The organism is Nonomuraea sp. NPDC049141, from assembly GCF_040648415.1.
Lineage (GTDB): Bacteria > Actinomycetota > Actinomycetes > Streptosporangiales > Streptosporangiaceae > Nonomuraea.
This window is the reverse complement of the sequence record NZ_JBEZDR010000044.1, coordinates 12,507-35,163: the sequence shown is the minus strand read 5'-3', so window position 1 is coordinate 35,163 and position 22,657 is coordinate 12,507. Positions and strand designations below refer to the sequence as shown.

Genomic DNA, 22,657 nt, shown 5'->3' with positions numbered 1-22,657 from the left:
GGGCTCGACCCACCAGCATCGAGATCAGTTGCTCGTCCGTCATTGAGCGGTCCGGCTCGGCAGGCACTTCGTTCATAGACAGCGACTCCACGGCAGTCTCGGACATCAAGTGTGTCTCCCTTGATCATCAGATCCGCCGTTAGTTTTACAGTCCCCCGCCCGGCTGTTCGCCGAGATCGGCGATGACCGCACCCGCTTCGCCAACGCCCGCGCCCTCAAGGCCTACGCCGGAGCCGCCCCGATCACCCGCGCCAGCGGACGCAGCCGGGCCGTCGTCCACCGCCGAGTCAAGAACCGCCGCCTGGCCGCCGTCGGCTACATCTGGGCCTTCGCCAGCCTGACCGCCTCATCCGGCGCCCGCGCCCACTACGACCGGCGCAAAGAACACGGCGATCGACACTCCGCCGCACTGCGCAACCTCTACAACCGCTTCCTCGGCTGCCTGTTCCACTGCCTGACCACCCGCCAGTCCTACAGCGAACACCTCGCCTTTCCCACCACAGACCCTGGGGGCTCCACCGCCCCCAGACCCCCGCGAACCGTGGCAGCCGTCGACGCCCAATCGCGTTGATCACAGCCCGCCGTAGCGTCGACGGCCACCACGGACCGAGCATGCTTGACATCGCCGCCGATCGGATGTCTCGGGCCTGGCGGCCCTGCGCTCCGGGTCGGCTTGCCACCGGGCACGTGGGTTGCTGTGGATTGCTGTACAGCAGGGAAATACAGCAACGCCGCCTCACGCAGCCTGATCGTCCCGTACGCCGCCACACGGTTGAGCAGCAGCGCCAGCCCTCGACCACGGTTCTCCGCTTCACTCGTAATGAAGTGTTCCGCGGAGACCGTGACGATCGCTGACTTCGGTTGCTCGCCGTCGATGGCCAGGGCGATCGGCTGCCGCAGACCGACTTCGTCGGTATTTGCCATCGACTCCGAGGGCTGAGGTCCGCTGTACAGCAACCAGTACAGCAACGCCGACTCATCCAACCGCATGGTGACCATCTAAATCAGCTGGTCGGGTCGATGTAAGTGTGATCGACGTGCTGTCTGCCCTACCCTACGGATCAGATGGTGGGGTGTGGATCAAGGCGCGGGAGTTCGCCTGCGAAGGAAGAATGAACGCCTCTACGATCAAGAAAAGTCAGGCTGTCGCGAGCGCCAATGGCGGCTGACGATCTGCCGCGTCCAGCGTGTGTACCAGTCCAGGAACGGCACCGGTTCGCTCCAGCCCCCATGCAGACGGCTCGACGGCTCAACATCCCTCCAGGGAGCCGACGGCCACCAGGACATGTCCTTCACCCATCCCATCTCGGTGAGCCAGACGGTGCCGGCGTACTCGCCGTTCATGGCGAGCATACTGATCCACGAGCACCCGTGGCTGCACAGGAACATGGTCCCGGGTGAGGGTTTGTCCATCCACAGGGTGGGGTCTGCTTCCTCGGCGGCGAGGCGCCGCAGTTGCCGCACATCATCCCGGGTCACCGGGAAGGGCTCCCACGGGTAGGCGGCGACCTCGGGTTCCTCCTGGAAGTCCTCACGCTCCTGTTGGGTCTCTTCCACGATCCAATGCAGGTCGAGCAAGGGGCCTGGACGAACTCCCCGGCCGAATCGCAGCAGGAACGACCGGAACTCGTCAGGCAGCGGCGCGCCGATCACTTCCTCAAGAGCCACAACCTCGGATTCCGGCAGAGGCACAGCCGTTGAGAGATCAGCAAGCCGGGAGAGTTCAGCAGCCATCTCATCCAGGCTGATGTCTGATCGCATGGATTCTCCCGGTTGAAGCGTCAACGCGCACAGACTAACGGCGTCGAAGAGCAGGTGACTGGGTTCGGCTTTGGGCGGCGTACCCCAGCATCCGGCCACAGGCAGGGTGGTGCGATACTCACCGAATGCCGCTCTACATTCCTCGCGTGGACGCCAGTTACCTCGCCGGCGCCGTGCCGGTACTGGTTCTCGTCTCGACCGAACAGGTCGAGCGGCTTCCTGTCTTCCGGCTCGATGCAGGCAGGCCGTTGCCCTGTGAGGGCTGGCAGATCCTCGCTGGCCTGACCGCCTCAGTGGTCGACGGCCCCGGTGATTCCGGGATCTTCGTCGAAGGCATCGCCCGTCCCGAGGAGGCCGAAGAGCGCTTCGCATGGCTGGAAGCCGTCGACCGTTCCGGCGGTGCGGTCGTGCTGGTCGTCGACTCGCACAGTGCGGTGGACGACTGGGCGGCACTGGCCGATGACGAGAAGGCCCGGGGCGGATTCGTACCCGCGGTGCAGCGGACCGATTGACCGCCGAGCGGCAGGACCAGCAGCCGTCTCGGGACAACCGAGGTCTGGCCGATCTTGCTAACGCCGTTGCTAACAACGTCCCTGGACGTCGGTGTACGCCCGTGGAACCAGATCAAGCTGAAGAGGTCGTTGAGCAGGCCCTTCTGACGGCGGTGGACGCCCATGGACGATCTCGAACTGGCTACGGATCAGAAGGTTGGGGTTTCGAGTACCTCCGGCCGCACACAGCATCACCAGGGAGTTCCTTGATCTCAAGGGACTCCCTGAGTCGTTTCTGGGGGCCGACTGTAGCAACGGCTGTTGCGACGCCGGTTCGTTCACTGAGGTTCGCCTCCGTTCGTAGTCGTCTTTTCACTTCGTTGATGTCGGGCGATGTACTCGTCCACAGCCTTCGAGATGAGCCACGATCGGCTCCGGTCCTCTCGCTCGCCGATGGCGTCGAGCCCCGCCTTCTGCTCGTCCGTCAGCCGGACGGTGGTCGGCTTGTTCGACACGACTACATTGTAATACGGATGACTACATTCGACTACACCTGTTTCAGATAGGCCGCGAGTGCTGGAATTGACCGCAGCCGTGTAGGGCTTCTCTTCGTGTTCTTGCACTTCAGCGGGTGTTTGTAGAGCTGTGTAGGGTCTATCTGTTCCACCTACGCGCCTATACATACAGAACCAATACCTGGATCCCTACACACCCCTACACTTCCGCAGGTCAGCAGCGTGCGGGTTCATTGAGCGAGGCGGCCGAAAAATCCGAGCCTGGCCAGCATCTACCGGGCCCTGGGCTGAGCACGACAAGCGGCAGGCCTACCCCGAGGCCGTCGAGGCGGCGTGGGCCGGCCATGACGAACAATGTGGGCGTGAACGTTTGGGTGGTACGTCCGTGAGCTGGTGGCAGGGACTGCTGGGGTTTGTCGCTGGCTTGCTGATCTCGGTGGTGACCACGCCTGTCGGGGTGTCTGGAGCGGTGTTCCTGCTTCCGGTCCAGCTCAGCGTGTTGAATGTGCCCAACCCAGCGGTGACGCCGACCAACCTGTTGTTCAACGTCGTGGCCACTCCGGGGGCGTTGTTGCGCTACCGCAAGCGCGGCGATCTCGGTGGGCCGTTGACCCGCCTGCTGGTGCTGGGTACCTTGCCCGGCGTCGTCATCGGTGCGCTGGTGCGGGTCTTCCTCCTGCCCGGCTCTGGGGGTGTTTCGCCTCCTGGTGGCCTGTCTGCTGTTTCCGCTGGGCTTATGGCTGTGCGTGCGCACGCTGCGCCCGGCGCGCGGCCACGGTGCGCCGGACGGCCCGTCGCCGCCTATGATCACCGCGCTTGCGGTGGCCGTGGGGACGGTGGGCGGGATGTACGGCATCGGCGGTGGGTCGCTGCTCGGGCCGATCCTGGTGGGGCGTGGACTGCCGGTCACGAAGGTCGCCCCCGCCGCGCTGGCCACGACGTTCGTTACCTCGATCGCCGGGGCGCTCACTTACGCCGTGCTGGCGCTGAGCACTCCTGGCGATATCGCGCCTGAGTGGGGGTTGGGCTTGCTGTGTGGGCTGGGTGGGCTGATCGGCGGCTACGTCGGCGCTCATCTGCAGCCCCGGCTGCCGGAGACCGCGCTACGGCTGCTTCTGGGTGTTTTGGCCACTGCTTTGGCTTGCCTGTACGCCGTCCAGTCCCTGATCTGACCCCCGCGCCAGGCGGCGCTCCCAATCCACCGGCTGGCCGTCCGGTCGGGACCGCTGCTGCCGGTTGGGCGCGTCCTACGGTCGGCGAGATTTTGACGGGGCCGGGATCTGGCTGCCCGCAAGATGGCGGCTAGGTCCTCGGGGACGGGCCCCTCCAGGCGCTGCCGCCGCAGGGGCGGGTCGGCGCCTGGTTTGGCGGAGTGCTCTGTATCAGGGTTCGGTGAGGTGGTGGTAGGCGTCTCGACTCGGGCAATCGGTCGAGTGAACCGTCTGGGCCGGTCATCGGCTCGCTGCGGTGTGGGTGCCGGTGCGGGGCACCCACGCTTCTACCTGGGGCCGGCGTGGGTGCCGGACGGTGCGGGCAGAAGTTCGGAGGCGTTGTCGCGGCCTGCCGGCCAGAACAGGGGCTGGTCGAGGCCGGGGTAGCGGTGGTTTTGGATGAGCGCTTGGGTGGCGGGCTGGAGCAGGTGGTCCTGCAGGGCCAGCGCGCCGGCCACGTTCGCGCGGGGGAACTTGGCCAGGTTGACCACGACCGACACCATGATGCGGTGGAACATCTCATCGCCGTACAGCACAGGGCGTAAGGGGAGCGGGTTGTCCTGCTGCCAGACGAGGAACGGGGTGAGGCCCCAGAGGCTGTAGCCCCGCTGCTGGGCGGCCGCTCGCATGGCCGCTTGCGGTTGGAGTCCCGTGTCTTGGTACCAGCCGGTCTTGTCCGGTCGGCCGGCGGCGTTCCACAGGATGTCGGCGATGTAGGTCAGCCCCGGCGTTGCGGTGGCGATGAAGGGCGCACGCGCGGCGGCGATGCGGCTGAACGCCGCGACGGGATCGGTGAGCCCGGCCACGCCGGCCGGGTCGCTCGTGTGCATGATCAACGCGGTGGCGTTGAACAACACCGTCCGTGGCCATTGGCCGAGGCCGTCGGTGATGAACGCTTGGGTGTCGGTGTGCCCGAAGTGGGAGAAGATGAGGTCGGCCTCGCCTGCGCGGGCCTTGGCGTAGACGTCTTCTCCGATGTAGACCTGCACGCGCCGGCCGGTTCGCGCTTCGAACGGGGCGAGCAGGCGCGGCAGCAGGCCTCCGTCCTGGATGGTGGTGACGCTGGCCAGGCGGATGGTGGTTCTGGTCGCTGCCGCCTGGCCCGGTGTCGTGCTGGTCGCCGACGCGCTCGTCGTCCACCCCGTCACGCCTGCCGTTGCCAGTGCGAGCAGGCCGCCGGCCGTCACCGCGTCCCGGCGCGATAACTGCGGTGCGCGATCTTGTTGGTGCGCTTCATCTTGAGCGTGCATGTCCGTCTCCTTGTCCGGTCTTGGTTACCGGCCGTTTGCGTCGTTGGGTGTCGTGCCTGGTCGCGCTGGATGGCGAGGCGGCGTTGACGTGGTCTGCCCTGCGGGAAACAGGTGGCGGTAGCGGTCGAGGAACACCTCGATGCGCTCGGCCTGTCGCTGCAGATCGGTCGCGCGTTCGTGCAGGTAGGCCTCACCCGCTGGGGTCAGGCGGTAGGTGCGGCGCGGTGGTGCGTCATCACCCAGCATCCATTCCGCCGTCACCAGGTCCTCCTCCGCCAGTTGGCGCAACACCCGGTAGACCACCGACGCATCTTGCGCGGCCCGCCGGAAACCGAGATCGGCCAGGTAGCCGGCCAGCACATAGCCGTGCCTCGGAGCATCGGCCAGCGCGAGCAGGACAAACGGCACCATCCCCTGTCCCGTCCCGCTCCGATCGGCACCGCCGCGGCGTGCAGCCATGGCTCAGGCTCTTCCGTCCTTGGTGACAAAACGACCCTATTGACATATTGACCCCCACGGGCGCAAAGGCAACCCCGGCCTGGCCAGCATCTACCGGGCCCTGGCCGAGTGCGACAAGCGGCAGACCTATCCCGAGGCCTTCGCGGCGGCGCGGGCCGACTTCGCCGCTCTGCACGCCACCGGTCAGACTGGCTGATCACGTTGGCACCGGCACCGGCCAGTTAGACCGATGCCGGGCGTAGCCGGTGTTGCCCTCATCGGTCGTGTGACCGATGCCGAGCCGGGGCGCCCCAAGTTCACTTGGCCGTGGGTGCGTTGCTGCTTGTGCTGGTCTGCTCCGTTCCAGCTGGGGCGAATGCGCCGTCAACGGCGTGGGCGAGCGGCGCTTCGGCGGGCACCCAGGGGCGGGCCTCCGCGCGGACCAGCACGTCGTGGATGAGGGTGACCACTTCCTCAGGGGTGAACTCCATCGCGTTCTCGCCGACGGTGATCTCGAAGCTGCAGCGGGAGGGGTCGGGTCCGGACCGTACCCGTCCCCAGAGCTGGATGCCGTGCTCGGCGAGGATGGCCGCCCCGGCCTGTTCGACGGCCCGCCTGGGGGCGGGCAAGTGGATGTGGAAGATCGGCGTCTGGGGAGGGTCGGGGTAGGCGCGGGCGGTGCCGTCGGCGTTGATCGCGGCGGCGATGGCGATCGCGTGGTCTCGGTAGGCGGACATGTGCGGCGCCAGGGTGTCGAGGCCGACCAGGGCGGCCAGGGCCAGCGGCCACGCGTCGCGGATGCCGCCGCCGAGTCGCTGCCGCCACACCTGAGCGGCGCGTATCGTGTCGGAGTCGGCGGCGAGAACGGCGCCGCGCACGCCTTGCAGGCTCTTGTAGAGGGAGACGTACACCGAATCGAACAGGGCGGCGATCTGGTCGATGGGCCGCTGGTAATAGGTTTGCGCCTCCCACAGTCGTGCGCCGTCCAGGTGCGCGGCGGCGCCGGAGGCCCGTACGAGCGCAACCTGCTCGCACAAGTCATCCCATTCGGGAAGCAGGCCGCCGAGGTCGCGCTGCGGCAACTCCCACACGGCCGCCGCCAGCGGCTCGCCGATCGCCGCCAGATCCTGTGCCGTCATCAGCTCGAACAGATCCCCGGTACGGCGCATCCGCAGACCGTGGACGGCGTTGTAGCCCTGTTCCTCCCACACGTCCAGATGCGACTGGGGGTGAGCGGCGAAGGTGCGCCGTCCGCGCCGGTCGGCATGGATGCGCAGCGCGACCTGCTGCGCCATTGTCCCGCTCGGGAAGAACAGCGCGGCCTCCTTGCCGAGGAGAGTGGCCATGCGCTGTTCGAGCACTGCGACGGGGCCGTCGGGGCCGTCCGGTGGGGTGTCGTCGTCCACGAGGGCGAGCATGCGCTCCAGCACGGCGCGCGGCCTGCGCCGGATGGGCGCGTGCAGGAACAGTGACCGCCGTACGGGCGGAGTGGGGTCGGTCATGGTTACGCTCCATTCTGATGCGAATAGTGTGCAGTAGCGCAATATCCGCTACTGCTCTCCCTGCTGGCCTGCGCCTCTTCACTCGCGCCAGAGGCGAGTGGAGGGGGCGCGCAATTCCCTCGTCCGTGCATCGTCGTCGTGCCGATGCTGGGATTGAGCCAGGCCGCCAGGCGGTGGCGGGCCCACCCGGCGGGGTACTTGGCGCTGCCCGTGTAAAGCCGAGGGCCCGCGCCGGGGCGTGTAGTCGAGGGCGTAGCGCACATCCGGGGAGGCGCCGCTTCAACTATCTCGGTTGCCAGCGGCCGATCTTCTTGGCGAGGAGGGTGGCGCCGATGCGCGCGTAGAAGCGTTGCGCGGCCACATTGGCCTCGGCGACCTCCCAGTGGATCAGCTTGCCGTTGGCGGCTTCGGCGACGGCCCGCATCAACTGCTCTCCTACGCCGTGGCCGCGTTCCGCGCCGGTCACGTACAGGTCGTCCAGAGCGAGGTAGTCCTCGCCGGACCAGAAATGGATCCGCTGCAGCCAGGACACGTAGCCGATGGCCCGGCCGTCCCGTTGGGCGATCAGGTAGGTGATCTCCGGGCGAGCGAGCATCCGCTTCAGGTCGTCGACGCTCACCGTGATGGCCGAGGGCTGGCCTTGGTGCTCGGCCAGCGCACGGATGAGGCTGTACACGGTGGAGGCGTCATCGGGCGTGGCGCGACGGATGACTATCACGATGGTCCTCCCAGATGGGGGGGCAAGGGGCAGCGGATTGGGGGGCTGTGTGCTCTTCCAGGCCGGTTGCCGCCGCCTGCCGGGCGGGCGAGCCGGCTGCGTCCGGCGGTCATTGGCCGGGGGTGCTGCCGGTGAGCGGGATGTGGCTCAGCCGGCGCATCGCCAGCACCGCCGCGCCGGCGGCGATGATCGCGGCGATGACGGCCGCCGTGTTGAGCCCGCCGGCGAACGCCGCCCGGGCGGGAGCGAGCACGGCCGCGGCCAGCTCGCCCGGCAGCGTCTGCGCCGCGGTGACCGCGCCGTCGAGGCTGTCGCGGCTGGCCGCGGCGGCCTCCTGCGGCAGGCCGCCGGGCAGTTCGGCGCTGACCTGGCCGCGGTAGATGGCGGCGGCGATGCTGCCGAGGATCGCAATGCCGAGTGAGATGCCCAGGTCGCTGCAGGTGGTGGCCAGTCCGGAAGCCGCGCCGGCCTTCTGCGGCGGTACTGAGCCGACGACCAGGTTGGTGGTCAGCGCCATCGAGGGGGCGACGGCCGGGTAGAGGACGATGAATCCCGCGACCAGGAGCGGAAGCCCACCGGTGGCTCCGACCTGGGTGAGCATCAGATAGCCGATCACCTGCACGGCGAGCCCGGCCGCGATCAGGTGGCCGGGGCGGATACGGCGGACCAGGACGGGCGAGAGGGTGGAGACGACCACCAGCAGCGCCGCGCCGGGCAGCACCCACAGCCCCGCCTGCAGCGGTGAGAGTCCCTCGACGAGCTGCAGGTACTGGGTGAACAGCAGGTAGATGCCGCCGAGCGCGGTCGCGGCGAGCAGGAACACGCCCAGCGCGCCGCTGACCGTGCGGTTGGCGAACAGCCGCACGTCCAGCAGCGGCTCGGCCAGCCGGAGCTGGCGGAGCACGAACCAGGTGCCGAACGCCAGCCCGGCCGCAATGCTCACCAGCGCCGGCACGAGGCCGTCGTCCTTGGCCAGTTCCTTGACGCCGTAGACGATCGGCAGCAGGGTCGCCAGCGTCAGCGCCACGCTGACCAGGTCGAGGCGGCTCGCGGCGGGGTTGCGGTTGTCCGGCAGCAGCAGCGCCGCGCCGATCGCCACCACCACCATGACGGGCACCGCGACCAGGAAGGCCGCCCGCCAGGAGAAGGCCTCCAGCAGCGCCCCGCCGAGCACCGGGCCCAGGCCGGTCCCGACGGAGATACCGGCCGACCACACCCCGACGGCGATGCCGCGCTGGCGGGCGTCGGCGAACGTGGCGAAGATCAGCCCCAGCGTGGCGGGCATCTGAGTGGCCGCCGCGACGCCCAGCACAGCTCGCCAGAGGATCATCAGAGCGGGATCGGAGGTGTTGGCCGCGAGCAGCGAGACGACGGCGAAGACGACCGCGCCGCCGATCAGCAGCCGACGGTGACCGATCCGGTCGCCCAGAGTGCCCATGGTGACCAGCAGCCCGGCCATCAGGAAGCCGTAGATGTCGATGATCCACAACGTTTGGGTGCTGCTCGGCTTCAGCTCCGCCGCCAGCTGCGGGATGGCCAGGAACAAGATGGTGAGCATCATGAACAGCAACATGGCGGGCAGGACCAGCACGACCAGCCCGAGCCACTGCCTTAAGCCGGCGCGCTGAGTGGAGCCGATATCCGCAGATGGCAACGGAACATCCCTTCAAGATCGAGTTTTAGGTGCTTGGCGACCCGTGCCGCCGAGGGATTCTCCGTAGGGATGGCCTCGTGCGCCAGATGCCTCCGGCGCACGAGGCCTTGAACCGTACCCCGGTTAGGTATATCCGAGACATGACCTTACCCCGGAGGGGTATAAGGGCCGCGTATGTGTCCGATGAAAACAGCGAGTCTGAACGGGGCGCCTGAACCGGAAGGATCTATCCGCGTTCGGCGTGCTGCCCGTGGTCGGAGACCTGGGCGTCGAACCAGGCGTGCAGCGCCTTGATCAGGGACGCATCGGAGGTGGTGTAGGTGATCTGGGCTCCGGTGGAGGTGGGGGCGTAGCGGATGTCGATGCGGCTGTGGCCTTGTTCGAGGTCGCGCAGGCCCGGCATGTCGCCGCCGTGGATGGAGGCGGGGTCGCCGAAGTCGCCTTGCCTGAAGTTCGCGGCTTCCTTGGTGAGGTGCTCATGGATGAGCTTGACCTGCTGGGCGTCGGCCGGGTCATCCGCGGTGACGGTCTGCAGGCCGCCGGTGGCGGACTTGGTGAAGCGGTGGGTGGTGCGCTCAAGGTCGAACGGCATCACCTGCTGGCCTTTGGCCGCGATCTCCGCCTGGCGATCGGCCAAGGCGGGTTGTCCGTTCTGGCCGATGAGCACATAGACGGCCGAGGCGACGGCGATGGCCGCGAGCGCGGTGATGAGCAGCAGGACGCGTCGATTCTTACGTTTCATCTATTGCCTCCGTGAGGATTTCGAGGGCGCGCAGCACACTGGCGTGTTCGCTGGCAGGGACACGGTTCAGGATCGCCGCGAAGCGTGCCGCTCTGGCCTTGGCCAGTTGCGCCGCGGCGTTGGTCCCGGCGGGGGTGAGCTGGACCAGCACGCCGCGCCCGTCATCTGGGGCCGGTGTGCGCTCGGCCCAGCCGCGGTTGATGAGCTGGGTGACCAGGCGGCTGGTGGTGCTCTTTTCCAGGCGGAGTCGCTGAGCCAGCTCACTTTGCCGTAGGGCGCCGTCCCTGGCCAGTTCGCCCAGCGCGTGGGCCTCCGATACCGGGATGGGTCGCCCGCAGGGGGTCTGGTCAGGCCGATGGAGACCGAAGGCCCGGACAAAGCTTCCCACCGCTTCCTGGAGTTCACGCTCATCCGCCATGGTTGGACCTTACAACTATCTTGTTGTATGGCACAACCAAATCCGATGTGATCACACTCGGCCCCGCAGAAGACAGTGCAACTCAGCGCGCCGACCGGAGAATCCGTCTAGTCCTCCTCGGCGGGCAGTCGGCCTCACCATCCTGGACGGGGGTAGCACTGGTCGTTCTCATGGCGATGGGACCCGCCCTCAGTTGGCCGATCGCGGCAGCCTCGACCGCGAGCCTGATCCGCGCCCTGGCCATGACCCCCCGGGGACTCTCCGCGACTCTCACCCGTTGGCGTCGCCGCTAGTCTCCAGCGGCAGAGCTGCGGCGTTCGATGAAGATGACGTCGCGCCAGACGCCGTGGTGGCGGCCGATGCGCTCGCGGGTGCCGACCACGCGGAAGCCTAGTCCCTGGTGCAGCGACAGGCTGGCGGCGTTCTCCGGGAAGATCCCCGACTGGATGGTCCATACCCCGGCGTCCTCGCTGGCCGCGATGAACGCCGACAGCAGCGCCCGGCCGATACCGTGCGCCTGGCAGCCCGGGTGAACGTACACGCTGTGCTCCACGACGCCCGCGTACACGGGCCTGGCCGAGACCACCGAGGCCGCCACCCAGCCAACGATCTCGCCCGTCTCGGTGTCGGCGGCCACAAAACGCAGGTGCGGCAGCTTGGCCGCGGTGAACCCTTCCCAGCTCGGCGCGACGGTCTCGAAGCTGGCCTGGCCGGTGTCCAGCCCGGCCTGATAGATGGCCAGCACCTGCTCGGCGTCACTCCCGCGCATCGGCCGGATCTCTACCCCCGGCACAGAGGCGGGCTTGACGGCCTGGACGATCGCCGAGTGCACACCGTCGCCGTGATCGGCGCTCAGTGTGATCCGTACACGGGCGAACCCGGCGGCCGCCAGCAACCGCCGGTACTCCGCCACCGGCAGCGCCCCGGCCACGCATCCGATGCGCTGCTCGGCCGCCACGCGAGCGGCCGGATCGATCGAGCCGTCGACGACGACGTCACTGACGCCGAACCGGCCGCCCGGCCGCAGCACCCGGAACGACTCGGCCAGTACGGCGGCCTTGTCGCCGGACAGGTTGATCACGCAGTTGGAGATGACCACGTCCACCGACCGGTCCGGCAGCGGCACGCGCTCGATCGTGCCGTGCAGGAACTCCACGTTGGTCGCGCCGGCCTGCTCGGCGTTGCGCCGGGCTAGCGCCAGCATGTCGGAGCTGGCGTCCAGCCCGTAGACCTTGCCCTGCTCGCCGACTCGGCGGGCTGACAGCAGCACGTCGATGCCGCCGCCCGAGCCGAGGTCGAGCACGGTCTCACCACGCTGCAACGCGGCGACGGCCACCGGGTTGCCGCACCCCAGGCTGGCCCTCACCGCCCCCTCGGGCAGCACGTCGAGCTCGTCATAGCCGGCCGCGCCGAAGCAGCCCTGATCGAACGCGTCCTGCCCGCAGTCGGCGACGATCCGACCGGCGTCCGCAGCACGGGCCAAGGCCGAGTAGTGATCGATGATCTCCTCGTGTGCCATGGAGAAGCTCCTTCACTCGCAGGTGGGCGTGGCCGGCACGGGGTTGCCCATGACCACGTCGGCGGCGGTCGGGAAACAGCTCACGCAGTTCTCGTTGATCCGGTACAGGCTGGAGGTGCCCTGCTTCTCGACCAGTACGAACCTCACCTCGGCCAGGATCTTCAGGTGATGCGAGACGGTGGACTGGCCCACCCCGGAGGCGGTCACGATCTCGCCTACGCTCATCGGCGCGCGCCGCCGAGCCAATAGCGACACGATCTGGATCCGCGTCGCGTCCGCCAGTGCTTTGAACCAGCTCGCGTACTCTTCGGCCTCCGCGCGCGGCAGCGGCCCCTTTTCCTTATTCATCGTCAATCGACGATAGTCGATAAAGTGCCTACAGAGAAGCTGCGCCATCCACAGGTCTCGGAGGTTCGCCCTCGCTCGACCAAGTCCGTCGAGATCGTTGTGGCGTGAATCTGGGTCGCGATAACATACCTTATCGCGACCCAGAACCTTAATCATTTGAAGTGGGGAGACCGCCCGATGACCGAGTTGGTACGACTGGAGGGCGAACCGACCACCCCATTACCGATCCCGGCGAACGCGGCCGACAGCGAACTGACCGATGCGGCGCGGGCTCGGGTCGCCGGAGGGTTCGCCGCCAACACCAGCCGTGCGTACCAACGGGACTGGGAGACCTTCGCCGCCTGGTGCGCGGCGTACGGCCGCAGGCCGCTGCCAGCGACTCCGGATACGGTCACCGAGTACGTCACCCACCTGGCCGCCACGCCCACCCGGAAGGGCACACTCCCTGCGCCCTCGACCATCGAGCGCGCGCTGGCCTGCATCCAGTCCCGGCACAAAAAGGCCGGGCTCCAACTCAATGCCGAGTTCGCCCGGCTCGCCCTGCGTGGCTACCGCAAGGAGCGCAGCTCCGCCGGGCAGCGTACGCGGAAGGCGCCGCCCGCCGAGCTGACCGTGCTACGTGCTCTGGTGGACACCACCGACCCGGCCGCTCCCGTCGGCCTGCGTGACCGAGTGGTCCTGGTGCTCGGCTTCGCCCTCATGGGTCGCCGCTCCGAGCTGGCGGCGCTCGACATCGCTGACCTGGCAATCACCGAGGACGGTCTGGAGGTGACGATCCGCCGGTCCAAGACCGACCAGGACGCGATCGGTGAGGTCGTTCCCGTCCCGTACGGCTCGCACCCGGAGACCTGTCCTGTGCGTGTGGTCCGGACTTGGCTGGCAGATCTGGAGACCCACGGGGTGACTGACGGGCCCCTGCTGCGCGCCATTGACCGGCACGGGCGACTGTCAGGCACGCCGGGGGCGACCATGCGCGGCACCGGCCGGATGTCTGGAGACGGGCTTAACCAGATTGTGCGGCGTGCGGCGGAGAGGGCTGGGCTCAAGGACGCGCATACCTACACCGCACACTCGCTGCGGGCAGGCGGGGCTACGGCCGCAGCCAAGGCGGGCGCCTCGGTGTCGGCCATCGCCCGGCATGGTCGGTGGTCGGAGAAGTCTCCTGTGGTCCACGGCTACATCCGGGCGGTCGACAAGTGGCGGGACAATCCGATGCGCGGCGTAGGGCTTTGAGATTGCCCAGGGGAGGCGCCGACGAGGGATACGGTGGATGATCTTGCCCCGCCGCATCGCTCCTGGCGGCAGTCTCGCATAAGGGGAGAGGAGGTCAAGCGTAAGAGGCCGAATCACGGACCGGCCGCCAGAACTCGTCCACGCAGAGCCGCCAACTCCCGTCTCAGGGCACACGGCCCGGCGAGCATCAGGGCATGTACGGCGCTTACCTCTCGGGCGGATGCCCAGATGTCCGAGGCGGGGGTCTGGAACGGTAGGACCTCGATCGAGTGGACTCGGAACGCGGCGGGGTCCAGGTATCGCATGCCTCCGGTCCCGCATAGGTAGGTGGTAGCGCCGGTCAGCCAGGCGAGGTCGGCCAGCCGCTGCGAACGTTCGCCGCGTGCGAGCAGATCGCTGCTGTGCAGGATTCGCCCCGGCCACCCGACCTCCTCCAGCAGCATGCGCGTGGACAACTCCGTCACGTCCGCCAGCCGGTCCGTGCTCTCGAACGCGGCCAGCACGGGTTCGAGCCGCCTCTTGAACGGCGGCCAGTAGGCGCTGTGCCGGTAGTGATCAGCGAGGAGCTGGACGACGCGGCGCCGGCAGCGGGCGGGATCAGCCAGGCGTGCTCCGCGAATGGTGGTGGAGCGGCCGTGTGGCAGATGGGTGGAGATGGAGAGCCATCGCAGCGGCCGCGAGCCGTCGAGCGAGGCGAGGCACGCGCGGTGCTGGTAGTCCCTGCGGGCGAACTGCACGTCGTCCAGGACGATCCAGTAGTCGGCGGTGAAAAGTTTGGCCAGGGTCGCGAGCCGGGGGAAGAGGTTGGGCTGGTGGATGGCGCACACCTCGCCGTACGGCAGGTCAGGGCGTAAGGAGCCTGCTGTCGAATCCGGCGCGGAGAAGAGCCTGGTAGGCGTCATTGACCTCTCCTGGGACGGGCTGCTCGACGGCGTAGCCGAGCTTGGGGTACTCGATCACGCGCTGGAGGTCGCCGACAAGCATGTCGATGACCAGCTTCGGATCGCCGATCGAGCTGACGTAGTCGTCCAGTTCCAGCGGCTCGGAGGCGCACACCACCTCGACCTCGGGCCACACCTTCCGGGCGGTGGCATACGCCCGGCGCTCCATGTACGGCTTGGAGATCAGGAGTACCGAATCAGGCTGGATACCCGCATCGGCCAGCACCTGGCGGGACAGGCCAATGTTCTGACCGGTGTTGGTCGCGTTCGGCTCCAGCAGAATCGCCTCGTCGGGCACGCCGAGTTCCAGCGCGTGCTCGCGGAAGTGGACAGCCTCGCCGCGGGGGAAGCGGGCCGCCGTGGTGGGGCTGGTGGCACCGGAGAAGACGAGCAGCGGGAACCACCCGGCGCGGTACAGCTCGACCGCCGCACGCGCGACTCCCAGATCGTGGCTGCCCAGGCCGATGGCAACATCACAGCGGCGCAGGTCGTGGTGCATCTGGTGGTAGTCCCAGATCGTGCGGGCGTACCCCCACTGCTCGTCGGTGATGACCTGCTGCTTGACGCTCACTTGGCTGCTCCCTGATCGCCGTGCCAGAGGGAGACGGATCTCCCCCTGGATGGTCCGCTGGATGCCCTCGATGCTGCGCAGTTGGTGTGCGAGCCCGTGCTGCGCGGCTTCGTGTGCGGCACGGTCGAGGATCATCAGCCCATCATCCATGGTGGCTCGGTCGGAAAGCAGGATGTGTCCGTAAGCCGTCTCCAGCCGGACCCGCTGCATGGGCGCATCGGTGACGGCGGTGGCGCGGGCGAGGTCGATCAGGCGTAGCGCCTCCGAGAGGTTCCCGGCTCCACGGTGGGTCAGGGCGAGTTTCTGGTGCGCGACGGACCAGTCCTCGGGCTCGCCCAGGCTCTCGAACTCGCGGATGGCAGTCGTCATCAGGCGGGCGGCGTAGTCGTTGTTGTTGTTCTTGCTCAGGGCTGTCCCGACCCACAGCCGGGCTCGCGTCCGGTCGCGTGGTGAGAGTCGGTCATCCACCGCCAGCGCCTCATACTCCCTGGCTGCCTCATCCAACCGGCCCGACATCTCGGCGACCACCGCCAGCGAAAGGTCGAGCTGGGCAATGCGGCGGGGGATGTCGATCTGGCTGTAGATCGAGCGAGCGTTGAGGTAGGAACGGCGGGCGGACAGGGGGCCGGCGACTGCGCCTTGATCGCGTTGGAGGTCGCCGAGCAGTGTCGTGGATCGTGCGAACAGGTACAGGCCCTTGTCGTCCAGGACGTGTGGGTTGTAGCGGGTGAGCCATCGGTTCAGCAGGTCGGCGGCGTAGCTGAAGCTCTGGCGGCTGAGGGCGACCACAGCCCGGTCAAGGTCGTCCGTCCATGTCTCGTAGTCCCAGGCCCGTGGCCCCACGCGTGTGACTCGCAGCCCTTGGTCCGTGTCCTGGCCGAGTTCCAGGAGCAGGGTCTCGAACCGCAGGTGGGTCGCCGAGTCCCCGCGAGCGAGCGCGGTGTCCAGGATGGCCTGGGTGTCGGGGCGTGGCCGAGTGGCTGGACCGAGTTGATCCCACTTCGCCACGCTGCGGGGAGCCACGCCGAGGTGCTGGGCGAATGTCCGCGCGCTCATCCACAAGGCAAGGCGACGTGCATGCGCTTCGAGGCCGGTCCACTCATGCACGGTCGTCACGTCGCTGCTCCCTTCCACGGCCATGGAAGCACCCAGAGGTACCGAGGACCTACGGAAGCGCAACGGAAGTGCGACAGCGGGTCGTATCCAGCCGGGCTGGGGCTGGTCATGCTCGAAGTGCGGGTCATCAGCCCCGGCCACGGTAAGGACGGCTACCTTGTGGACACTCACCGAACAACACGATGTGGACGGCCCGATCGTCTATGGGTACCTGCGGCTGCACCGCTCGACACCCGAGCGGCAAGCAGCGCTGACGGTGGCCCTCACCCAGTACTGCGAGCAGCACGAATTCCAGCTCTGCGGCATCTTCACCGATCGAGGGACCGAATCGGCGGCCGCCCCCGCATTCGCCGGGTTGTTGGACATTCTCCTGTCCAACGTCTACGGGGTAGTCCTGCCCACTGCGCGCCACCTGGGCGGGAAGCACATCGCCGCTCGGCGGCGAGAACAACTCAACGCGATCGGGACGCGGCTGCTGCTCGTGCGTGGAGCTCTTCGTACGGCCGCCTCCTCCGCCAACTGGAACATCCACAACCCGGACGCCATCCGGACCATTGACTACCGCGCTGAGGAGACGACACGGCGTCCCGACCCGGACACGCCGCGTTTCCTCGTCGACCTGGCGGACATCCCGCAGAGCGGCTGAGCGGGGCATAGCAGCCACGAAAGACAGGCGTGCGGCACGCTGTGCTGCCACGCCGAGCGCGGGCGACCCGGTGTAGTCGTCCCCGTCGTACCGCGCTCTCCGGCGCAGGCCGAGCTCCACCACCAATCGCTCGGCCTGCGCCAGCACATCGTCCCTGCTCCCGAGGAGGAATCCATGCGGGCCAGTGAGGCCAAGGCCGCCGCCGGTGCGGCAGCGAGGAGGCAGGTAGCCGACCTTCAGGGTCGTGCTCGCGGCATGACGGTCGACAACGCCACCGAGGTCCTGAGCGACGAGACAGCCCAGCGCCTGGCCGCGCAGTTGCAGGCATCGTGGGACGGCCGTTGGCAGGTGATGTGGGAGCCCTGGGGCCGCACGTTCCGGGCGTTCCCGGCGTACGACATGGATGTCAACACCCCACTAGTGGGCGGCAGCCTCCGCGAGCTGTGGCGCAACGTCCTCAACGTCGATCAGGAGCTGCTGCTGGTCGTGGCTGAGGCCATTCCGGCGCACCGGCCCACGGTCGTCTACATTCCCCCCGGCTTCTTCGAGGAGATGGCCGAGTGAGCAAGCAAGACGCGGTCAGGCATGCGGCCCCGCGCGCAGACGGGGGCGCTGCTTCGCGTCTTGGCGCGGGCCTGCGCTCAACCTCCGCCACTGTCGCGCGGGCCCGCGCCGCCCAAACTCATCGCCCACGGCAGGATCGTGCGCAGCCGTGGGCGATGATCCAACTCCCAGCCGCCCTCTTCCCCACTGCGCGAGCCACCCCTGCTCGCCATGGACGGGCCGCTGGGCCGAGGAAGGCGGACATCGGGGTGCGCCCGTCCGCCTTCCTCGGGTCACCTGAGGGGCTACAACCCCCCGGCCCAGCCAGCAAAGGCCACATCATGAACGGTGCCATGGCGGGCCCACAACGTCTCCACCTGCTGAGGGCTACGCGCAATCTCCCGGCCTGCAGCGGTTCCGCCCCGGCGGGCCAGGACGGGACGGGGCGATGACCGGCCCCTGCCCCCTGACCGGAGGAGTCCGGAGAGTCTCCCATGGATCTGATCGTGCTCGTGTACGGAGACCCCTGGACGCCCGACCTACCAGCGGATGCCACCCTCCGCCCTGGGCTCGCACGGCCATTCATCGTTGTCGGCCTGGCCCTGCTACTGGTGCTCAGCAGCAAGAGACCCAGCGCGGATGCCGCCCACGCGCAGACCGTGCACGTTTCGACTTCCCGGCCGAGCCCGGGGTGCCCGTGCCCGGCCGGGAGACGCTGGCAGGCGCCTTTACCCGCGGGGGATGGCGCCTGCCAGCCCCCGGCGTGTGCAGTGGACAGGGGTGACCGACCTCGCCACGGTGAACCCGCGCCGTACCAAGCCCCTCCGCAAAACCGGTGACCAGAAGACACACCACAGGGAGATCATTCAGTGAATGACGAGACCATCGACCAGGCGCAGGCCGGCGAGCTGAGGGACAAGCTCGCGGACGAACTCGCCGCGGCGGGGCACATCAAGTCGGCTCAGGTCGACCGGGCGTTCCGGACGGTCGACCGGCACGCGTTCGTACCGGCCGGCACCCCGCTGGAGGTCACCTAGCAGGCCGACAGCGCGGTGGTCACCAAGCGGGATGAGCACGGCACGGCTATCTCCTCCGTCAGCGCCGCGTATGTCCAGGTGGCGATGATCGAGCAGGCCGAGCTGGCGCCGGGCAAGAGCGTGCTGGAGATCGGCTCAGGCGGCGTGAACGCGGCGATGCTGGCCGAAATCGTCGGGCCGGATGGCGAGGTGATCAGCGTGGACATCGACCCGGAGGTGACCGACCGCGCCACTGAACTGCTGGACGCCGCCGGGTACGGCGACCGGGTGAAGGTGATCACGGCCGATGCCGAGCACGAGATTGCCGGGTTCGGGCCGTTCAAGGCGACCATCGTGACGGTCGGCGCGTGGGACCTGGCCCCAGCGTGGCTGCGCCAGTTGGCCCCTGACGGCACGCTGGTGGTGCCGTTGCGGATGAACGGCGTCAGCCGCTCGATCGCGTTCCGCCGCACGAACGATCACCTGACCAGTACGTCCGCTGTGGTGTGCGGGTTCGTCCCCATGCAGGGGGCCGGTCAGCACGTCGACAGGGAATTCCGGCTGCCCGACCCCCACGGGCACGCCGTCACGCTCCGGTTCGACGACGGGGCGCCCGACGACCCCGCACCGCTGGACGGCGTTCTGGCGAGCGACCGCGCCGAGGTGTGGTCCGGCGTCACGATCGAGAACGGCGTGTCGTTCGCCGACCTGCACCTGTGGTTCGCGAGCTTCCTGCCCGGTTTCTGCAGGCTGGCCGTCGAGGAGGGAACCGACCTCGCCCAGGAACGCAAGACGTGGTTCCCGTTCGCCGGAGTGCGCGGCGACTCCTTCGCCTACCTGTCGGTGCGGCCCGCACTGGAAGGCGCGGGCGCGGAGTTCGGGGCTCGCGCCTACGGACCGCACGGCCAGGAGGCGGCGACCGCAATGGTCGAACAGATCCAGGCGTGGGACGAGCAGGCCAGGAACCGGCCGGAGCCCACCTTCGCCTACTGGCCGACCGGCAACACCCCCGCCGACCTGCCCGCGGGTACGGCAGCCCTCCACAAGACCCACGGTCTTGTCACGATCTCCTGGCCCACCGGCTGATCGGCCGTTCAGACGGGCCAGGATGCCTGAGACTGTGAGCGATAGATGGCGGTTCCCAGGTTTTGTTGGCGGCCGGATGCTGGGCGTCCGGGTTTGAGTCAGGGGTGGAACAGGTCTCGGCCCGGTTGACGGAGGATCCAGCTGTCGAAGTGCTCCCGCCTGTAGATCGGCTCGGCAGGGACCAGCCGGATCTGGGGGCGGTCGTCCATCCACCAGATCTTGAAGTCGGTGACCGTTCCCTCGGTTGGCCATCGGCTGGACTCGAAGGGCAGTAGAAGGACGTCGACGAATCCGCCGATGGGCAGTGCGAGGTCGACTCCGATCCCGATTGCCCCAAGGCGGGGAACCCAGACGACTGTGCCGCTAACGAAACCTGGGAAACCCCGCAATCCCGCAGACGGGTTGGCTCGCAGCCGCCATCTATAGCTGGGCGTCGCATCGTCAATCTCCCCGGCAAGTCGCGCGCTCGCCGCGTCTCACCGGTCCATGAGCGCGAGGCAGCCGTCCTCGAGCGTCGGCTCGGCCGGCGGGTCCGGCAGCGCGGCCGCCACCGGCTCAGGTGACCCGGCAGCCCGGTCCTCCCGGGCTCATCCCAGGAAAAAGCGCGCCAGAGCGCCGGTGACCGCGGGCGCGTCATTCTCCATCGGAATGTGACCGGCGCCCGGAATGCGAACCAGGGTGGTGTTCGGGATCTCGGCGGCGAACCGCTCGGCGTACCCCACCTCCTGAAATGTGTCGTCCTCCCCCCACACCAGCAGCTTCGGCGTGCGATCGGCCTTCAGCGCGGGCACCAGGTCGAGCGTGTAGCGGCTGTCGGCCGCCCCCGCCAGTGCCATCCATGACCGGCGCACCCTCGCGTCGTTCCAGGGATCCAGGTAGTCGGCCAGCTCCCCCTCCGTCGCCGGACGGGCCAGCGCCGTGGTGATCGCCGTCCGGCGGGCGCCCAGCAGTTCCTCCGCCGTCACGGCGGCCACCACCGCCGGATCGCGGAAGCGGGCCACGCCCGGCACCGGCCATGAGTCGTACGTGACCGAGTTGACCAGCGTCAGCCGCCGCACCTCGCCGCCCACCAGCAGGTGCTGCGCCACCGCGCCCCCGATGTCGTGCCCCGCAACGTTCAGCGGCCCGCTGGCGCCCACAGCGGCGGCGAACCGCCTCACCCACCCTGCCAGCGCCGGAACCGCCGCCGTCTCGATCGTGAGCTCCCCCTCCGAGCGCCCCAATCCGGGCAGATCCACCGCCACGGGCCGCAGTCCCGCCGCCGCCAGCCCATCCATCACCGGCTGCCAGACCCGGCTCCAGTACGTCCCGTGCAGCAGCAACACCACCGGACCCCGCTCGCCCGCCGCCAGATAACCGGCCCGCAGCCCGTCGACCTCGATCGTCATTCGTTCAGCCATGGCATAACCATCGTGTTCTGATCCACCGGCGGTCAAATACCAGTTAAGGTATGCCGGTATGACATTGGGGCAGCTCCGGGCACTGCTGGCGGTGGCCGAACACGGCGGCTTCACCACCGCCGCCGACCACACCGGCATGTCGCAGCCCGCCGTCAGCCGTGCCATCGCCGCCCTGGAGCGCGAGCTCGGCGCGGCCCTGTTCGTCCGCCACCACGACCGCATCGCCCTCACCGAGGCCGGCCGCCGCGCGGTCGAGCGCGCCCGCGAGGCGCTGCGCCACTTCGACCTCATCCGCGCCGATGTGGCGGCCGCCGCCGGCGAGATCACCGGCGAGCTGCGCCTGGCCAGCCTCCCCAGCGCCACGGGCACGCTCATCGCCCGGCTGCTGCGCGCCTTCACCGACCGCTACCCGCAGGTCAAGGTGCGCCTGTTCGAGGGGGTCGACGACGACATCCGCGAATGGCTGCGCCGCGGCGCCGCCGAGGTCGGCGTCGTCACGCTGCCCGCCCCCGGCCTGGACACCGTCCCGCTCAGCACCCACGACATGGTGGCCGCGCTCCCCTCCGAGCACCCGCTGGCCGAGCGACGGGTCGTGCGGGTCGCCGACCTCGCCGGACAGCCGTTCATCCTGACCACCGCCGGCTGCCGACCGCTGATCATGTCCGCGGCGCGGGAGTCGAAGGCGCGGCTCGACATCGCCTTCGAGGCCGGCGGGCCCGCCGCGATCCTGGAGATGGTCGCCGCGGGGCTCGGCGTCAGCATCGTGCCCACGCTGGGCCTGCCCGCCGAGCTCGGCGCGGTCGTCACCCGTCCGCTGGAGCCGAAGACGACCCGCTCGCTGGCCCTGGCCGTCCCGTCGTTGCGCGACTGCTCCCCCGCCGCGCGGGCGTTCCTCGACCAACTGGCCGCCTCACCCCGACCACCCGATAACTAATCAAGATCGAGATACGCCGTTGGTTGACTGAACACGCCCGAAGCTTGCGGATTGTGACCTTAGCGGCCGCGCAGATAGGCGCGATGGAGTACCCAGGGAGTAGAGCGGGCGCAGATCATCGAGGCCGGCTGGCCTGGATCGGTGATTTCTCGCCTTTGTGCGCGATGCGGCCGTGGAGGCCGCGGTCACGTCCACCAAGGTGGTGTACAGCAGCGCCATACAGCAACACCGCCATACGCGACCGCGTGCTGCCGATCGGCATCCACTGCTTGACCAGGGCGGGACGCCACTGACAGGGCATCCGCCTTTCCCTACGGATCAAGTGGTCATCGCGTAGAGGCATGACGATCGCTGACTTCCGTACAGACGTACGGGGTCGGGGCGATGCGCTGCCGCGACCCTCCTTCGTCGGGTCTTGCCACTGGACAAGGTGGTGCTGACGACGACACCGCTGACGACAACCGACAACGTCGGCTTCCGTCAGCGCACGGTGGCACCCGTCCACCACGCTCTGACCTCGTGTGGGGCAAGACGATCAGTGGCTGATGTCCGTGACGCTCCGGGGTGCTGCTTGGTGAACGCCACGGTCCACCAGCTGGAGCCA

At 68.5% G+C, this 22,657-nt stretch carries 23 protein-coding genes and 2 pseudogenes; 10 read left to right on the top strand and 15 right to left on the bottom strand.

From position 1 onward, the window contains the following. Positions 1-157: 157 nt before the first annotated feature. Positions 158-571: pseudogene (locus AB0B91_RS62315) on the top strand (transposase); the annotation flags it as partial. Here the strand turns inward: AB0B91_RS62315 and AB0B91_RS62310 are convergent. Beyond that, positions 472-999 (bottom strand): hypothetical protein, encoded by a 528-nt coding sequence (locus AB0B91_RS62310; RefSeq protein ID WP_358342318.1) that lies wholly within the window; start codon positions 997-999, stop codon positions 472-474. The pseudogene AB0B91_RS62315 and the gene AB0B91_RS62310 sit on opposite strands and share 100 nt — an antisense overlap. A 129-nt stretch (positions 1,000-1,128) precedes the next feature. Then, a complete protein-coding gene (locus AB0B91_RS62305; protein WP_358342316.1) occupies positions 1,129-1,761 on the bottom strand; it encodes an SMI1/KNR4 family protein in 633 nt (210 codons plus the stop codon). 146 nt (positions 1,762-1,907) lie between these two features. Between AB0B91_RS62305 and AB0B91_RS62300 the strand changes: the two genes are divergently transcribed. After that, positions 1,908-2,273: a hypothetical protein gene (locus AB0B91_RS62300; protein WP_358342314.1), complete on the top strand. Its 366-nt coding sequence runs from the start codon at positions 1,908-1,910 to the stop codon at positions 2,271-2,273. Between the two features lie 317 nt (positions 2,274-2,590). Here AB0B91_RS62300 and AB0B91_RS62295 read toward each other — a convergent pair whose 3' ends face one another. Continuing rightward, on the bottom strand, positions 2,591-2,767 hold the full coding sequence (locus tag AB0B91_RS62295) for a ribbon-helix-helix domain-containing protein (RefSeq protein WP_358342312.1): 177 nt from the start codon (positions 2,765-2,767) through the stop codon (positions 2,591-2,593). Positions 2,768-3,152: 385 nt separating this feature from the next. Between AB0B91_RS62295 and AB0B91_RS62290 the strand changes: the two are divergent. Beyond that, a pseudogene (locus AB0B91_RS62290) lies at positions 3,153-3,458 on the top strand (sulfite exporter TauE/SafE family protein); the annotation flags it as partial. Between the two features lies 1 nt (position 3,459). Next, positions 3,460-3,939, top strand: coding sequence for a TSUP family transporter (locus tag AB0B91_RS62285; RefSeq protein ID WP_358342311.1), 480 nt, complete (start codon positions 3,460-3,462; stop codon positions 3,937-3,939). A 326-nt stretch (positions 3,940-4,265) separates the two neighbouring features. On the opposite strand, the gene AB0B91_RS62280 is transcribed toward AB0B91_RS62285, so the two are convergent. The 9 genes from AB0B91_RS62280 to AB0B91_RS62240 all read right to left on the bottom strand — a co-directional run bounded on the left by AB0B91_RS62280 (position 4,266) and on the right by AB0B91_RS62240 (position 12,615). Continuing rightward, the gene (locus AB0B91_RS62280) at positions 4,266-5,228 is read right to left on the bottom strand and encodes a hypothetical protein (RefSeq protein ID WP_358342309.1); all 963 of its coding nucleotides are present in this window, start codon (positions 5,226-5,228) and stop codon (positions 4,266-4,268) included. A 24-nt stretch (positions 5,229-5,252) separates the two neighbouring features. After that, positions 5,253-5,639 carry a helix-turn-helix transcriptional regulator gene (locus AB0B91_RS62275; RefSeq protein ID WP_358342308.1) on the bottom strand — a complete coding sequence of 129 codons (387 nt, stop codon included), beginning with the start codon at positions 5,637-5,639 and terminating at the stop codon, positions 5,253-5,255. Positions 5,640-5,983: 344 nt separating this feature from the next. Next, on the bottom strand, positions 5,984-7,168 hold the full coding sequence (locus tag AB0B91_RS62270; RefSeq protein ID WP_358342306.1) for a beta-eliminating lyase-related protein: 1,185 nt from the start codon (positions 7,166-7,168) through the stop codon (positions 5,984-5,986). A 283-nt stretch (positions 7,169-7,451) separates the two neighbouring features. Continuing rightward, entirely contained in the window at positions 7,452-7,886 is a 435-nt protein-coding gene (locus AB0B91_RS62265) for a GNAT family N-acetyltransferase (protein ID WP_358342305.1), read from the bottom strand. A gap of 109 nt (positions 7,887-7,995) precedes the next feature. Then, entirely contained in the window at positions 7,996-9,540 is a 1,545-nt protein-coding gene (locus tag AB0B91_RS62260; protein ID WP_358342304.1) for an MFS transporter, read from the bottom strand. A gap of 226 nt (positions 9,541-9,766) precedes the next feature. Continuing rightward, positions 9,767-10,282: a hypothetical protein gene (locus AB0B91_RS62255; protein ID WP_358342303.1), complete on the bottom strand. Its 516-nt coding sequence runs from the start codon at positions 10,280-10,282 to the stop codon at positions 9,767-9,769. Next, positions 10,272-10,700, bottom strand: a complete 429-nt coding sequence (locus tag AB0B91_RS62250; RefSeq protein ID WP_358342302.1) for a MarR family transcriptional regulator — start codon at positions 10,698-10,700, stop codon at positions 10,272-10,274. The genes AB0B91_RS62255 and AB0B91_RS62250 overlap by 11 nt, the downstream gene beginning before the upstream one ends. Positions 10,701-10,989: 289 nt before the next feature. Next, positions 10,990-12,219 (bottom strand): arsenite methyltransferase, encoded by a 1,230-nt coding sequence (arsM, locus tag AB0B91_RS62245; protein WP_358342301.1) that lies wholly within the window; start codon positions 12,217-12,219, stop codon positions 10,990-10,992. A 12-nt stretch (positions 12,220-12,231) separates the two neighbouring features. Then, positions 12,232-12,615 carry a metalloregulator ArsR/SmtB family transcription factor gene (locus AB0B91_RS62240; RefSeq protein ID WP_358342299.1) on the bottom strand — a complete coding sequence of 128 codons (384 nt, stop codon included), beginning with the start codon at positions 12,613-12,615 and terminating at the stop codon, positions 12,232-12,234. 129 nt (positions 12,616-12,744) lie between these two features. Between AB0B91_RS62240 and AB0B91_RS62235 the strand changes: the two genes are divergently transcribed. Further along, positions 12,745-13,800, top strand: coding sequence for a tyrosine-type recombinase/integrase (locus AB0B91_RS62235; RefSeq protein ID WP_358342297.1), 1,056 nt, complete (start codon positions 12,745-12,747; stop codon positions 13,798-13,800). A 113-nt stretch (positions 13,801-13,913) separates the two neighbouring features. Here AB0B91_RS62235 and AB0B91_RS62230 read toward each other — a convergent pair whose 3' ends face one another. Beyond that, the gene (locus AB0B91_RS62230) at positions 13,914-14,702 is read right to left on the bottom strand and encodes a WbqC family protein (RefSeq protein WP_358342295.1); all 789 of its coding nucleotides are present in this window, start codon (positions 14,700-14,702) and stop codon (positions 13,914-13,916) included. Continuing rightward, entirely contained in the window at positions 14,644-16,428 is a 1,785-nt protein-coding gene (locus AB0B91_RS62225; protein WP_358342293.1) for a YdcF family protein, read from the bottom strand. Before AB0B91_RS62225 ends, AB0B91_RS62230 begins: the two co-directional genes overlap by 59 nt. Positions 16,429-16,585: 157 nt before the next feature. Here AB0B91_RS62225 and AB0B91_RS62220 point away from each other — a divergent pair, with 157 nt between their 5' ends. The 4 genes from AB0B91_RS62220 (at position 16,586) to fxlM (ending at position 19,719) form a co-directional block, all read left to right on the top strand. After that, complete coding sequence (locus tag AB0B91_RS62220; RefSeq protein WP_358342291.1) at positions 16,586-17,074, top strand: hypothetical protein; 489 nt, start codon at positions 16,586-16,588, stop codon at positions 17,072-17,074. A gap of 174 nt (positions 17,075-17,248) precedes the next feature. Then, complete coding sequence (locus tag AB0B91_RS62215) at positions 17,249-17,638, top strand: hypothetical protein (RefSeq protein ID WP_358342290.1); 390 nt, start codon at positions 17,249-17,251, stop codon at positions 17,636-17,638. A gap of 848 nt (positions 17,639-18,486) precedes the next feature. Continuing rightward, positions 18,487-18,654: a hypothetical protein gene (locus tag AB0B91_RS62210; protein ID WP_358342288.1), complete on the top strand. Its 168-nt coding sequence runs from the start codon at positions 18,487-18,489 to the stop codon at positions 18,652-18,654. Between the two features lie 15 nt (positions 18,655-18,669). Continuing rightward, positions 18,670-19,719, top strand: a complete 1,050-nt coding sequence (gene fxlM, locus AB0B91_RS62205) for a methyltransferase, FxLD system (RefSeq protein WP_358342286.1) — start codon at positions 18,670-18,672, stop codon at positions 19,717-19,719. Positions 19,720-20,306: 587 nt separating this feature from the next. On the opposite strand, the gene AB0B91_RS62200 is transcribed toward fxlM, so the two are convergent. Continuing rightward, a complete protein-coding gene (locus AB0B91_RS62200; protein WP_358342284.1) occupies positions 20,307-21,119 on the bottom strand; it encodes an alpha/beta hydrolase in 813 nt (270 codons plus the stop codon). Positions 21,120-21,177: 58 nt separating this feature from the next. On the opposite strand from AB0B91_RS62200, the gene AB0B91_RS62195 reads away from it, so the two are divergent. Beyond that, entirely contained in the window at positions 21,178-22,053 is an 876-nt protein-coding gene (locus AB0B91_RS62195) for a LysR family transcriptional regulator (RefSeq protein WP_358342282.1), read from the top strand. Positions 22,054-22,657 lie beyond the last annotated feature (604 nt).

What these genes read in the sequence shown, in the direction of transcription:
- AB0B91_RS62230 (WP_358342295.1), bottom strand. Translation starts at nt 14,702, where the DNA reads ATGACGCCTACCAGGCTCTTCTCCGCGCCGGATTCGACAGCAGGCTCC.
- AB0B91_RS62195 (WP_358342282.1), top strand. Translation starts at nt 21,178, where the DNA reads ATGACATTGGGGCAGCTCCGGGCACTGCTGGCGGTGGCCGAACACGGC.
- AB0B91_RS62275 (WP_358342308.1), bottom strand. Translation starts at nt 5,639, where the DNA reads ATGGTGCCGTTTGTCCTGCTCGCGCTGGCCGATGCTCCGAGGCACGGC.
- arsM (WP_358342301.1), bottom strand. Translation starts at nt 12,219, where the DNA reads ATGGCACACGAGGAGATCATCGATCACTACTCGGCCTTGGCCCGTGCT.
- AB0B91_RS62240 (WP_358342299.1), bottom strand. Translation starts at nt 12,615, where the DNA reads ATGGCGCAGCTTCTCTGTAGGCACTTTATCGACTATCGTCGATTGACG.
- AB0B91_RS62310 (WP_358342318.1), bottom strand. Translation starts at nt 999, where the DNA reads ATGGTCACCATGCGGTTGGATGAGTCGGCGTTGCTGTACTGGTTGCTG.
- AB0B91_RS62235 (WP_358342297.1), top strand. Translation starts at nt 12,745, where the DNA reads ATGACCGAGTTGGTACGACTGGAGGGCGAACCGACCACCCCATTACCG.
- AB0B91_RS62215 (WP_358342290.1), top strand. Translation starts at nt 17,249, where the DNA reads ATGCGGGCCAGTGAGGCCAAGGCCGCCGCCGGTGCGGCAGCGAGGAGG.
- AB0B91_RS62270 (WP_358342306.1), bottom strand. Translation starts at nt 7,168, where the DNA reads ATGACCGACCCCACTCCGCCCGTACGGCGGTCACTGTTCCTGCACGCG.
- AB0B91_RS62280 (WP_358342309.1), bottom strand. Translation starts at nt 5,228, where the DNA reads ATGCACGCTCAAGATGAAGCGCACCAACAAGATCGCGCACCGCAGTTA.
- AB0B91_RS62255 (WP_358342303.1), bottom strand. Translation starts at nt 10,282, where the DNA reads ATGAAACGTAAGAATCGACGCGTCCTGCTGCTCATCACCGCGCTCGCG.
- AB0B91_RS62200 (WP_358342284.1), bottom strand. Translation starts at nt 21,119, where the DNA reads ATGGCTGAACGAATGACGATCGAGGTCGACGGGCTGCGGGCCGGTTAT.
- AB0B91_RS62250 (WP_358342302.1), bottom strand. Translation starts at nt 10,700, where the DNA reads ATGGCGGATGAGCGTGAACTCCAGGAAGCGGTGGGAAGCTTTGTCCGG.
- AB0B91_RS62305 (WP_358342316.1), bottom strand. Translation starts at nt 1,761, where the DNA reads ATGCGATCAGACATCAGCCTGGATGAGATGGCTGCTGAACTCTCCCGG.